At 60.3% G+C, this 12,883-nt stretch carries 10 protein-coding genes and 2 pseudogenes; 10 read left to right on the top strand and 2 right to left on the bottom strand.

Annotated features, from left to right (window positions below):
* Window positions 1–11 precede the first annotated feature (11 nt).
* Complete coding sequence (gene dibA, locus ACOCLD_RS04010) at window positions 12–2,303, bottom strand: phosphodiesterase DibA (RefSeq protein WP_422910934.1); 2,292 nt, start codon at window positions 2,301–2,303, stop codon at window positions 12–14.
* A gap of 167 nt (window positions 2,304–2,470) precedes the next feature.
* Here dibA and desA point away from each other — a divergent pair, with 167 nt between their 5' ends.
* From desA to ACOCLD_RS04055, 9 genes and pseudogenes are all read left to right on the top strand, one after another.
* Window positions 2,471–3,655, top strand: a complete 1,185-nt coding sequence (desA, locus tag ACOCLD_RS04015) for a delta-9 fatty acid desaturase DesA (protein WP_422910935.1) — start codon at window positions 2,471–2,473, stop codon at window positions 3,653–3,655.
* 100 nt (window positions 3,656–3,755) lie between these two features.
* The gene (locus ACOCLD_RS04020) at window positions 3,756–4,727 is read left to right on the top strand and encodes a GGDEF domain-containing protein (protein ID WP_422910936.1); all 972 of its coding nucleotides are present in this window, start codon (window positions 3,756–3,758) and stop codon (window positions 4,725–4,727) included.
* A 448-nt stretch (window positions 4,728–5,175) separates the two neighbouring features.
* Window positions 5,176–6,435 (top strand): OprD family porin, encoded by a 1,260-nt coding sequence (locus ACOCLD_RS04025; protein ID WP_422910937.1) that lies wholly within the window; start codon window positions 5,176–5,178, stop codon window positions 6,433–6,435.
* 177 nt (window positions 6,436–6,612) lie between these two features.
* Window positions 6,613–6,939, top strand: coding sequence for an ArsR/SmtB family transcription factor (locus tag ACOCLD_RS04030; RefSeq protein WP_422910938.1), 327 nt, complete (start codon window positions 6,613–6,615; stop codon window positions 6,937–6,939).
* A complete protein-coding gene (locus ACOCLD_RS04035) occupies window positions 6,936–7,367 on the top strand; it encodes a YeeE/YedE family protein (protein ID WP_422910939.1) in 432 nt (143 codons plus the stop codon). The genes ACOCLD_RS04030 and ACOCLD_RS04035 overlap by 4 nt, the downstream gene beginning before the upstream one ends.
* 2 nt (window positions 7,368–7,369) lie before the next feature.
* Window positions 7,370–7,786, top strand: a complete 417-nt coding sequence (locus ACOCLD_RS04040; RefSeq protein WP_422910940.1) for a DUF6691 family protein — start codon at window positions 7,370–7,372, stop codon at window positions 7,784–7,786.
* Window positions 7,787–7,806: 20 nt separating this feature from the next.
* Window positions 7,807–7,998: a YgaP family membrane protein gene (locus ACOCLD_RS04045; RefSeq protein ID WP_422910941.1), complete on the top strand. Its 192-nt coding sequence runs from the start codon at window positions 7,807–7,809 to the stop codon at window positions 7,996–7,998.
* Window positions 7,999–8,339: 341 nt separating this feature from the next.
* A pseudogene (locus tag ACOCLD_RS04050) lies at window positions 8,340–9,038 on the top strand (PAS domain-containing protein); the annotation flags it as partial.
* 111 nt (window positions 9,039–9,149) lie between these two features.
* Window positions 9,150–9,587: pseudogene (locus ACOCLD_RS04055) on the top strand (methyl-accepting chemotaxis protein); the annotation flags it as partial.
* 35 nt (window positions 9,588–9,622) lie between these two features.
* Here ACOCLD_RS04055 and aguA read toward each other — a convergent pair.
* Entirely contained in the window at window positions 9,623–10,729 is a 1,107-nt protein-coding gene (aguA, locus tag ACOCLD_RS04060) for an agmatine deiminase (RefSeq protein ID WP_422910942.1), read from the bottom strand.
* Window positions 10,730–11,150: 421 nt separating this feature from the next.
* Here aguA and ACOCLD_RS04065 point away from each other — a divergent pair, with 421 nt between their 5' ends.
* Window positions 11,151–12,860 carry an amidase gene (locus ACOCLD_RS04065; RefSeq protein WP_422910943.1) on the top strand — a complete coding sequence of 570 codons (1,710 nt, stop codon included), beginning with the start codon at window positions 11,151–11,153 and terminating at the stop codon, window positions 12,858–12,860.
* Window positions 12,861–12,883: the final 23 nt, after the last annotated feature.

A 12,883-nucleotide genomic window follows, 5' to 3' on the forward strand; every position in this document is an offset into this window, starting at 1 on the left:
TGTCACGCCTGCTACTCATACACCGAGCAGGTGTGTTGCGCCAAGGCCTGTTGCAACTGCTCGGCCGGTTGTGGGCGGCCGAAGTAGTAGCCTTGCCCGTGGTCGCAGCCCAGCTGGCGCAGGAGGTCGAGCTGATCGGCCTGCTCAATGCCTTCGGCCAGCACCTTGAGCCCCATGCTGTGGCCCAGGGCGATCACGGCGCGGGTGATGGCCATGTCGTCCTGATCATTGGGCAGGCCTCTGACAAAGCTCTGGTCGAGTTTCAGCTTGTGAACCGGCAGGCGCTTGAGGCGGGCCAGCGAGCTGTAACCGGTGCCGAAGTCATCGATGGCCAGGCGTACACCGAGGTCACGCAAACGTTGCAGCAGGGCCAGGGCGGCATCGGGGTCGTCCATCACGGCGCTTTCGGTTACTTCCAGTTCCAGGTGTATCGGGTCGAGCCCCGTGTCACGCAGCACTTCGGCTACCCGCAGGTCCAGTTCGCCGCGGCTGAACAGGCGACTGGAGGCATTCACCGCGACAAACTGCAGATTCACGCCGCTGTTGCGCCAGGCGACCATCTGCCGACAGCTCTGCTGCAATACCCAGGCGTCGATGGCGCCAATCAGGCCGGATTCTTCGGCAATCGGAATAAATTCGCCGGGCGGCACCAGGCCGCGCTCCGGGTGTTGCCAGCGCACCAGGGCTTCGACGCCGATCAGCGCGCGGCTTTCCAGGTGATACAGCGGCTGGTAGTGCACGCGCAGTTCCTGGCGATCCAGGGCATGGCGCAGGGCGCTGGCCATTTCGACGCGCTGATGGGCCTGGGTGGTCAGTTCCTGGCTATAGAATGCATAGCTCTCGCGGCCGCTGCTCTTGGCCTTGAACAGCGCCGAGTCGGCATTGCGCAGCACCTGGGCAACATCGTTGGCATCTTCAGGGTACAGGCAGATGCCAATGCTGGCGGTGATGAACAGCTCCTTGTCCGCCACCTGGAAGGGCAGGGTCAGGCTGTTCTGCAGGCGCTGAGCCATGACCGCTGCCTGTTCGTTGTTGCTGCACTGCTCATCGAGCAGGCCAAACTCGTCGCCACCCAGGCGCGCCAGGGTCATGCGCTTGCCAAGCTGGGTGCTGAGTCGTTCGCCCACGGCCTTGAGCAGCAGGTCGCCGATGTTGTGACCGAGGCTTTCGTTGATGTGCTTGAAATGGTCGAGGTCGATCAGCAGCACCGCACCGCTGTGCTGGTCGCTGCGCGCACGTTCCAGGGCATGCTCGACACGCTCGGTGAACAGCAGGCGGTTGGGCAGGTTGCTCAACGGGTCGTGGTGCGCCAGGTAGTCCAGCTCGCGCTGCGAGCGCTTGAGTGCAGTGATGTCGGAGAACACCGCGACGTAGTGGCTGATCTCGCCCTGTTCGTCGTGGATCACCCGGATGCATTGCCACTGTGGGTAGATTTCACCGTTCTTGCGCCGGTTCCACACTTCGCCACTCCAGGCTCCACGGTTCTGCAGGGCGTTCCACAGGCTTTCGTAGAAGCTGTGGTCGTGCCGCCCGGATTTCAGCAGGTTGGGTGATTTGCCGAGGATTTCTGTCTGGCTGTAGCCGGTAATACGGGTGAAAGCCGGGTTGCAGTGCACGATGCGTTGCTCGGCATCGGTGACCAGTACCCCTTCCTGGGTGGCATCGAATACGGCGGCGGCCTGGCGCAGGCTGTCTTCGTCACGGCGGCGCTGGGTGATGTCGCTGGCGGTGCCGATCAGACGCTCGGCCTGGCCTTGTTCATCAAGCAGCAGGCGGCCACGAAACTGAATCCAGCGGTAGCTGCCGTCGGCATGGCGCAAGCGATAGTTGACCTCGTACGGCGTCGGGTCGGCACTGCTTATACGCTGCTGCAGGTGGCGCTGAAAGGCTTCGCGATCATTCGGGTGCAGGCGTTGCATCCACTGCTGCTGGTCGGTTTCCAGCGCTTGTTCCGGGATGCCGAGCAGAGCGGCGTAACTGGGGGAAAAATACAGCTGACCGCTCTGCATGTGCCAATCCCACATGCCGTTCTGGGCTGCATCCAGGGCTTGCTGCAGGCGTTTTTCACTGTGCCGCAGGGCGTGTTGGTTGCGGCGGTACTGGCGTTGGTGGGCGTGCAGAATCAAGTGCAGCAGAGCGCCGCTGAGCAGGACAAACGCCAGCCCCTTGAGCAGTTGCGCCCGTTCCAGCTGTTCGAGCGACAGGCCCAGGGCAATCAGCTGACTGTCGCTGAACAGCACCCAGAGGCCGGCAACCAGCAGGTAACTCAGGGTCAAACGCCAAGCGTTGTAGGGAGCAGTCATGAGTCGCAGTTCAGTCCTTGAAGTGGGGCCGGCAGTATAGATGTTAATGAAGGGGCGGCATTCTTATGCAAAAGACCAACTGGTTTTCTGATCCGGGTCAGGGATAATGTGTACAGGTGTGCGCTAAAAATCAGCGCCACCCTTTCTTTGCACGAGGCACATGACACATGTGGTACAACGGTTTTCTCGACCTGTCGATCTGGCAACTGATCGCAGTCACCCTGCTGATGACGCACGTGACCATCGTCAGCGTCACGGTATATCTGCATCGTTACTCGGCGCACCGCGCGCTGGAGCTGCATCCAGCGCTGAAACACTTCTTCCGCTTCTGGCTGTGGCTGACCACCGCACAGAACACCCGCGAATGGACCGCCATTCACCGCAAACACCACGCCAAGTGTGAAACCGTCGATGACCCACACAGCCCGGTGATCAAAGGCCTGGGTACAGTGCTGCGCAAAGGCGCCGAGTTGTATCGCGAAGAAGCGCAGAACGCGGAAACCCTGCGTATCTATGGCAAGAACTGCCCGGAAGACTGGATCGAACGTAACCTCTATTCGCGCTTCCCGATTGCCGGTGTGGCGCTGATGGCCGCCATCGACCTGGCCCTGTTCGGCGCTGCCGGCATCACCATCTGGGCGGTGCAGATGATGTGGATTCCAGTGTGGGCGGCTGGGGTGATCAATGGCCTCGGCCATGCTGTGGGTTACCGCAACTTCGAGTGCCGCGACGCCGCCACCAACCTGCTGCCCTGGGGCATCCTGATTGGCGGTGAAGAGTTGCACAATAACCACCACACCTACCCGAACTCGGCCAAGCTGTCGGTGAAGAAGTGGGAATTCGACATGGGCTGGTTCTGGATCAAGCTGTTCAGCCTGTTCGGTCTGGCTCAAGTGCAGCGTGTTGCGCCGATTGCCCATCGGGTGGAAGGCAAGCGCAGCCTGGACATGGACACCGCCATGGCCATCCTCAACAACCGTTTTCAGATCATGGCGCAGTACCGCAAGCTGGTGATCGCGCCGCTGGTGCAGCAGGAGCTGGCCAAGGCCGATGCTTCCGTGCGCCATCATTTCCACCGCGCCAAACGCCTGCTGTCGCGTGAGCCAAGTCTGCTCGATGAAGGTCACCATGCGCGTATCCAGCGCATGCTGGAGCAGAGCCAGGCGCTCAAGGTGATTTACGAAAAACGTCTGGCCCTGCAGCAGATCTGGGTGAAAACCAGCGCCAATGGCCACGATATGCTCGAAGCCATCAAGCAGTGGGTCACTGAGGCGGAGGCCAGCGGCATTCAGTCGCTGCGCGACTTTGCCGAACAGCTGAAGACCTATTCGCTGCGTCCGGCAACCGCCTGACGCGCTGTTGCACCTAAGAAGCCCGCCAATTGGCGGGCTTTTTAACTTCTGGCGTATGCTGCTGTCATATCCCCGTTATCTGAGCGCAGCGGCGGTGTTTATGGATGAAGTCAACAGACAGCAGCTGGAACAGGAAGAGCTGACCCTGGCGTTGTTGCACACCCGTGCCGAAGTGGCGCGGCTTCAGGAGCGCGAGCAGCTGTTCAGCACCCTGCTCGGCAGTGTCAATGCAGTACTCTGGGCGTTTGACTGGAATGCCCAGCGGGTGATTTACGTCAGCCCCGCCTATGAACGCATTTTCGGGCGCTCCACCGAGTTGCTGCTGGCCGGCTACGAAGAATGGCGCAACAACATCTACCCCGATGATCTGCAATACGCCACCGAAAGCTTTGCCCAGGTGCTGCAAACCGGCGCGGTTGAAGCGCGCGAGTACCGCATCATCCGCGGTGACGGTCAGGTGCGCTGGCTCAGTGACAAGTGCTTTGTCAGCCGTGAAAGCGCGCCGGGGCAGCCGCATATCATCGTTGGCATTGCCGAAGACATCACCGAGAAGAAGCAGCTGGAAGGCGAACTGCACCGCCTGGCCACCACCGATGTGTTGACCCAGAGCAGCAACCGCCGGCATTTCTTCGAATGCGCCCAGCGCGAGTTTGAGCAGGCGCGCGAGTACGGCAGCCCGCTGGCCTTCCTGCTGCTCGACCTGGATGACTTCAAACAGATCAATGACCGCTACGGCCACCAAATGGGTGATCAGGTGCTACAGCGGCTGGCCTACAGCGGGGCGACTTCTCTGCGCCGTGGTGACCTGTTCGGGCGTATTGGCGGTGAAGAGTTCGCCGCGTTGTTCCCGCGCTGTGATGCGGCGTTGGCCGAGCAGATTGCCGAGCGCTTGCAGCGCGATACGCGGCGGCTGAGTTTCAGCCATGCCGGTACAACCTTCGGCATTACCCTGAGTCAGGGGCTGACCAGTCTGCGGCCTGAGGATGCCTGTCTGGATGCCCTGTATGCCCGTGCGGATGCTGCAATGTACCGGGCCAAACGCCAGGGCAAGAATCAAATCGTGATCGACTGAATTGGCTGGCGGCAACCCGCCTGTTAAGTCTTGTTGATCGGCAAGAATCCGCTTATGAGTCGCGTGGCCTGCTTCCCCAGGCCTGCTGGCTTAGAGCGCAAAACCCCGCCATAGACAGCTTGCTGCCGCTTCTTCAGCAGCTGGCACAGTATCTGCGTAGGGCTTCGTTCATAACGGCCAGGTAGTCGGCCGACCAATAAGAACGAAGAGTGCCTCACTATGCCCCGCACCTGCCTGCCGACCATCCCCGATATTCCCGTCCGCGCTGATTGCCTCCCAGCGCCCACCTGATCCTGCCTGTGCTCGGCCGGCCTCTGGCTGCGGCGGCGTTCGCCTGCACGTCCACTGGCCCCGACCCCTGGCCCCGAATTCGGCGCGCGCCTGCCGTTTCACCCGTGAAACCCGTACCGCGCCGATGTGCAACCCACACACAACTGGAGAAATCATAATGAGAAAGACCTCCCTGGCCTTGGCCGTCGCGGCCAGCACCCTGGGCATGTCCCTGAGCCAAGCGGCGTTTGCCGATTTTATTGGCGATAGCAAAGCCACCCTCGAAGCGCGGAATTTCTACTACAACCGTGACTTCCGTGAAGCAGCGGGCCAGAACAAGTCTGAAGAGTGGGCGCAAGGTTTTATCCTGCGCGCTGAGTCGGGTTTCACCGAGGGCACCGTCGGTTTCGGCCTCGACGCCATCGGCACTCTCGGCTTCAAGCTGGATTCCGGTGACGGTACGGCGGGCAGCGGTCTGCTGGTTCCGGATCGTTCGTCCAATGGTTCGCAGGACAACTATTCCGGCCTGGCTGTAGCGGCCAAGGCCAAGGTTTCCAAAAGCACCCTGCGCGTCGGCCAGATGCAGTTCAAGAACCAGGCGATCGCCTCCAGCGATAGCCGCTTGCTGCCGCAAGTTTTCCGCGGCGGTAACCTGGTATCCCAGGAAATTGATGGTCTGACCCTGGATGCGGGTTACCTCGACGAGGTCAACAACCGCAACTCGCAAGACTATGAAGACATGACCCTGAACACCTACTCCTTGAGTGGTATCAGCATCAAGGGTGGGGCCGTTAATCAGTCCAACGAGTTCGTCTTTGCGGGCGGCAACTACAAGCTCACCAATGACCTGACGGCCGGTTATTACTATTCCAACCTGGAAGATCTGTACAAACAGCATTCCTTCAATCTGGTGCATGTCCTGCCGTTGGGCGACAAGCAAAGCCTGAAGACTGACGTGCGTTATGCCCGCTCCACCGATGATGGCCTGAGCAACGTCGACAACAAGGCCTTTGGTGCAATGGTTACCTACAGCCTGAGTGCCCATAAATTTGGTCTGGGCTACCAGAAAATGAGCGGTGACACCGGTTTCGCCTATGTCGGTGGCACCGATCCGTTCCTGGTCAACTATGTGCAAATCGGCAACTTCGCCGCCAAGGACGAAAAATCCTGGCAGGCCCGTTATGACTTCGATTTCGCGTCTGTTGGCATCCCCGGTCTGACCTTTATGACCCGCTATCTGACAGGCGATAGCATTGATCGCGGCGCCGCCTCCGAAGGCAAAGAATGGGAGCGCAACACGGACATCGCCTATGTGGTTCAGGAGGGTACTTTCAAGAACCTCGGTATCAAGTGGCGCAATGCGACCATGCGTAACAACTTCAGCCGTGACATCGACGAAAACCGCCTGATCGTCAGCTACACCCTGCCACTGCTCTGATTGTGGCGGTTTCAGGTTGAGCTGTTGCATGCAGCTCAGCCTGAGCAGCACAGCAAACCCGGACTCTGTTCCGGGTTTTTTATGGCCGGGTGATTGACCTCTGCACGGTGTCGCGGTGGGCTTGCTATTTAATATATAAAAAAATAGATTGTTTTTATCTTAATTGAACTGCTTGCCATGACGTCTGAACACCCTCCACTCGATATCCAGCAACTGCGCGCCAATGCCGATGCGGCGGGGCAGTTGCTCAAGGCCCTGGGCAACCCGGATCGCCTGTTGCTGCTGTGTCAGCTGTCCCAGGGCGAACGCAATGTCAGCGAGCTGGAAACCCTGCTGGGTATTCAACAGCCAACGCTCTCGCAGCAACTGGCGGTATTGCGCCGCGAAGGGCTGGTAGAGACCCGTCGTGAGGGCAAGCAGATCTATTACAGCATCAGCAGTCCGGCCGCATTGGCGGTGATCAACACCCTGTATCAACTGTTCTGCGCAGGTGCCGAGCAATGAGTATCGATTGGTACAACTTCACGCCCTGGAGTGCTCTGGCGGGTGGCGCGTTGATTGGTCTGGCCGCCAGCCTGTTCGCCGTGATGAATGGCCGGGTCGCCGGCATCAGCGGCCTGCTTGGTAGCCTGCTGGAGCGTGGTGAAGGCTGGGGCGAGAAGGGCCTGTTTCTGCTTGGGGTGCTGCTCGCGCCGCTGCTCTGGCAGCTGTTTACTCGTCTGCCCGAGATTCACATCGACAGCGGCTGGCTGGCGCTGACGGTTGCCGGCCTGCTGGTCGGAGTCGGCAGCCGTTATGGCGCAGGTTGTACCAGCGGCCATGGCGTCTGTGGTTTATCGCGCCTTTCACCGCGTTCCCTGGCCGCCACCTTGAGTTTTATGGCAGCCGGTTTCCTCACGGTGTTTGTCCTGCGTCATCTGTTGGGGGCTTGAACATGCGCAAACTGATGGCGTTTCTTGCCGGGCTGATTTTCGGCATCGGCCTGCTGACTGCGGGCATGGCCAACCCGGCCAAGGTATTGGCATTTCTCGACCTGGGCGGTGCCTGGGATCCATCCCTGGCGCTAGTGATGGCGGCAGCGATTGGCGTGGCGTTCTTGCCGTTCAGTTGGGCACGCACGCAGCGTTTCAGCGTGCTTGGTGCGCCAATGCAGTTGCCGGGCAAGCGTGAGCTGGATCGACGTTTGATCGGCGGCAGCCTGCTGTTTGGTATCGGTTGGGGGATTGCCGGCATCTGCCCGGGGCCGGCCGTGGCGATTCTGCTCACTGGGCGCTGGCAGGTGCTGCTGTTTGTGGCGGCCATGCTGGTAGGCATGCTGGTGTTTGCTGCGCTGGAACGCCGGCGCGGCTAATTGATGATCGGGAGATCACTATGAAAGCAAATGTTGGCACCCTCGACCGTAGTCTGCGCATTGCCGCGGGCCTGATTCTGCTGGGTTTGAGCCTGGGCGGCGTGATTGGCCTCTGGGGCCTGATCGGCATTGTGCCGCTGGCAACCGGCCTGTTTCGTTTCTGTCCGGCATATCCGCTGTTGGGTATCAGTACCTGCAAGACCAAGGACTAAGCTGCAGAATCTCGTGAACCCTGCCCCTGGGCCGATAAGTTCATCCTAGCCGGTTGCAGTTCTTAACCGCACCGAGTCCGCGGTGGTTGGCGGCCAAGGCATGCGATGAGTCTGATCGAAAGCCGTTCTTATTGCCCTTCATCAGTGTGTTAGCGGGGAGGCAAAAAGGTAGAAGTTGAGCTAAAAGTTATCCGTGATTTGCCGACATCACCTGTTAGATGTACAAGTTATGTATAACTTTTGCTCAGCCAGGGCGCTCGCAGGGGCTTTCTATGTTCAACTCCAGTCTTCGTAGCCAGCTTCAGCAGTGTCAGGGCGAGCTCGCCTCGTATCAGCACCTGATGACGGCCATCCGGAAGTCATTTGCGTTTATCGAGTTCACCCCGCAGGGCGAAATTCTTGATGCCAATGACGCCTTTCAGGCCGTAATGGGCTATCGCATGGACGAGTTGAGAGGCCAGCATCATCGGCTTTTCTGTGACAAACAGCATGTGGCCAGCTCAGCCTATGCCCAGTTCTGGCAGCGGTTGGCGAGTGGCGAGAGCTTCAGTGACCGGTTTAAGCGCATTGCCAAGGATGGTCATGAGGTGTGGCTGGAAGCCAGCTACCTGCCGGTACGTGATGCACGGGGGCAGGTGACGCGTGTCGTCAAGCTGGCAACCGATATTACCGAGCGGATGCATGCCGAGCACGAGCATGAAAGCTACATCAATGCGATCAGTCGCTCGACTGCGGTCATTGAATTCAACCTTGCGGGCGAGGTGATGTCGGCCAACGAAAATTTTCTCAACACCATGGGCTATCGGCTCGAAGAGATTTTTGGCAAGCATCACAGTCAATTCTGTTCTGCCGAGGATGCCGCCAGTGATGACTATCGTCAGTTCTGGCAGCGTCTGTCGCGCGGCGAGTTTATTGCCGACCGCTTTAAACGGATCAGCAAGTCGGGGAAGGTCTTATGGCTGCGTGCGACCTACAACCCGCTCTATGACGCCAATGGTCGCCAATATGGTGTGGTCAAGTTTGCCACCGACATTACCAGCCAGATTGAGCACCGCGATGCTGAAGCTGCCGCTGCCAAGCTTGCTTTTGATATTGCTCGAGGTACCGATGACAGTGCTGTCAAAGGTGCGCACACGGTGGAAGAGACCGTTCAGGTCGTGCGTGGCATCGCCGATGAACTGGCAAAAGTGGCAGGCAATATTGAAGCCCTGAGTACGCAGTCCGAGCGCATCAGCAGCATCGTTCAGGTAATCCGCGGCATTGCCGAACAGACCAACCTGCTGGCGCTCAACGCGGCCATCGAAGCGGCGCGTGCCGGTGAACAGGGCCGTGGCTTTGCCGTGGTGGCCGACGAGGTGCGCAACCTGGCCGCACGTACCAGCCAGGCCACGGTGGAAATCAATGAAGTGGTGCGTCTGAACCACGACCTCGCCACGCAGGCTGTGAGCGGTATGGACGGCAGCAAGCAGCGTGCTGAGAAGGGCGTGCTGCTGGCCAACAGAGCGGGGGAGGTGATGCTGGAAATCCGCGATGAAGCACAGCGCGTGGTGGACGCTATCGGTCAGTTCACCGAGGCCATGCAGGACTGAGGCATGCCCGACCGCTGGCGGTCGGGCGCCTGTGTTCAGCAGTTTTGCGGCGCAGGCTGCTGCTGAGTAATGCAGTGGATATTGCCGCCGCCGAGCAGGATCTCCCGGCCCGGCACCATCACCACGCGGTGTTGCGGGAACAGGCGTTGCAGAATTGCTTCGGCTTGCGCGTCTTTCGGGTCGTCGAACTTGGGCGCGATGATGCCGCCGTTAACGATCAGGAAGTTGACGTAGGAGCCAGCCAGGCGAATCGATGGATCGCGCTCCTGAGTGCCGGCGACCCAATCCACGCCCGCGCATTCCTCATCTGTTGCATACAGCGGGCCGGGAATCGGCATCTTGTGCACGATCAGCTGGCGACCCTTGGCATCCCGTACATTTTCCAGCACGCGAATGGCGGCCTGGCAGCGTGGGTAGTTGGGGTCGTTAACGTCATCGGTCCAGGCCAGCAGCACTTCACCAGGGCGCACGTAGCAGCAGAAGTTGTCGACGTGGCCGTCGGTTTCGTCGTTGAACAGGCCGTCCGGCAGCCAGATCACCGTATCGATGGCCAGGTGATCGGCCAGGTACTGCTCGATCTGCTCGCGGTTCAGGTGCGGGTTGCGGTTGGGGTTGAGCAGGCATTCCTCGGTGGTGATCAGGGTGCCTTCGCCGTCGACATGAATCGAGCCGCCTTCGAGGATCAGTTCATCGGTGCGATAGCGCGCGCAGCCTTCAATCTGCAGAATCTTGCGCGCCACCTGATCATCACGCACCCAATTGGCGTACAGGCCGCCATTCAGGCCGCCCCAGGCGTTGAACGCCCAGTCCACACCGCGCACTTCGCCGCTGTTGTTGGTGACGAAGGTCGGCCCGGTGTCGCGCACCCAGGCGTCGTCGGTGGTGATTTCCACCACGCGGATATTGGTGTGGGCCAGACGCTCACTGGCGTTTTCATACTGGCCGGCGGACACGCACACGGTTACCGGTTCGAACTCGGCAATTGCCCTGGCCACGGCGGTAAAGGCGGCTTGCGCCGGTTTGCCGCCCAGGCGCCAGTTGTCCGGGCGCTCCGGCCAGACCATCCACGTCTGGCTGTGGCTTTCCCACTCGGCAGGCATGCGGAAACCATCGGCGCGTGGGGTGGTGTTCAGGGCTGTCATAGGTTCACCAGGAAACAGAGCGACTAAAGTGGGCGGACGATGCACGGCATGGGCTGCTAGCGGGCTGCGGGATCAGGCTAGAGTCACCTGACACTAGCAGAGCGTTGTCGCGCTAGCATTGCATGCGGGTATGCCGCAGTGGATAGGCTATTTATATCCGATAAAAATCGGCTTTTAAAGCGTATTAATCTTTATTAAAGGCTTTTTTATCGATTAATATCGAATAAAAATCCGATAGCACTCATGCTTTTTGCATGGGCTGGCAAATGCAAACGCGCGTTTGTTTCCGGATTCACTGTTCAGCCTTTGCTGCGTCATGCCGTAAAACGAGGAACGATATGCGAGCCGTATTGGTGGTCAGCCCTAACTTCAAGCTGCAGTGTGCGCACTGCATAACTCAGCGTCAGCCAGTGGTGACAATATGATCGAGGTAACCGAGGTTTCCATTGCCGAGTTGCGTGCTGCGCTCGAAGCCGGCCAGACCACGGCGGTTGAGCTGGTGCAGGCGTATTACGCACGCATCGACGCTTATGACGTTGCCGGCACGCCGACTCACCTCAACGCCGTGGTGGTGCGTAATCCCGATGCGCTCAAGGAAGCCCAGGCCGCTGATGCCCGTCGCGCCCGTGGCGAGTCACTCGGTCCGCTGGACGGCATCCCCTACACCGCCAAGGACAGTTACCTGGTCAAAGGCCTCACTGCCGCGTCCGGTAGCCCGGCGTTCAAGGATCTGGTTGCTTATCGCGATGCCTTTACCGTCGAGCGGCTGCGCGCCGCCGGGGCCATTTGCCTGGGTAAAACCAATATGCCGCCCATGGCCAACGGTGGCATGCAGCGTGGTGTTTATGGCCGCGCGGAAAGTCCGTACAACGCCGACTACCTCACCGCACCGTTCGCTTCCGGCTCATCCAACGGCGCTGGCACCGCCACTGCCGCCAGCTTTGCGGCGTTTGGTCTGGCCGAAGAAACCTGGTCCAGTGGTCGGGGTCCTGCGTCGAATAATGGTTTGTGCGCCTACACGCCGTCGCGCGGGGTGATTTCGGTCCGCGGCAACTGGCCGCTGACGCCAACCATGGACGTGGTGGTGCCCTACGCGCGAACCATGAGCGATCTGCTTGAAGTGCTCGACATCGTGGTCGCCGACGACCCGGAAACCCGTGGCGATCTCTGGCGTTTGCAGCCTTGGGTGCCGATCCCGAAAGCCTCCGACGTACGCCCTGCGGCCTATGCCGATCTAGCGGCCAAGGCCGATGCCCTGGCCGGCAAACGCTTTGGCGTACCGCGTATGTTTATCAACAAGGATGACGCCGCTGGCACCAGCGAAAATCCAGGCATTGGCGGCCCAACTGGCCAGTGCATCCACACCCGTGCTTCGGTGATCGACCTGTGGGAAGCCGCGCGCAAGGCGCTGGAAGCTGCTGGCGCCGAAGTGGTCGAAGTCGACTTCCCGCTGGTGTCCAACTGCGAAGGCGACCGCCCTGGCGCGCCGACCGTGTACAACCGTGGCATCGTCACCCCGGAGTTCCTGCATGACGAGCTGTGGGAACTGAGTGGCTGGGCCTTTGACGACTTTCTGCGCGCCAACGGCGACCCCAAGTTGAACAGGCTGGCGGATGTCGACGGCCCGCAGATTTTCCCTCACGACCCCGGCACCCTGCCCAACCGCGAGGGCGACCTGGCCGCCGGCATGGACGAATACGTCAATATGGCCAAGCGCGGCCTGAAAAACTGGGATCAGATCGAGACCCTGGCCGACGGCCTGCGCGGCCTGGAGCACACCCGCAAGATCGATCTGGAAGACTGGATGGACAGCCTCGGCCTCGACGCCGTGCTGTTCCCCACAGTGGCTGACGTTGGCCCGGCGGATGCCCATATCAATCCGCTTTCGGCCGATATTGCCTGGAGTAACGGGGTGTGGGTTGCCAACGGCAACCTGGCCATTCGTCACCTCGGTGTGCCCACGGTCACGGTGCCCATGGGCGTGATGGCGGATATCGGCATGCCCGTGGGGCTGACCTTTGCCGGTCGCGCCTACGATGATTCGGCATTGCTGCGCTTTGCCGCTGCATTCGAATCCACCGGTTCGAAACGCCTGGTGCCGCCGCGTACACCGCCGTTGTCGCGCGGCTAAAACAGCAACGGGATTGGCGCGTA

The organism is Pseudomonas cimarronensis (assembly GCF_049331905.1).
In the GTDB taxonomy this organism is placed as follows: domain Bacteria; phylum Pseudomonadota; class Gammaproteobacteria; order Pseudomonadales; family Pseudomonadaceae; genus Aquipseudomonas.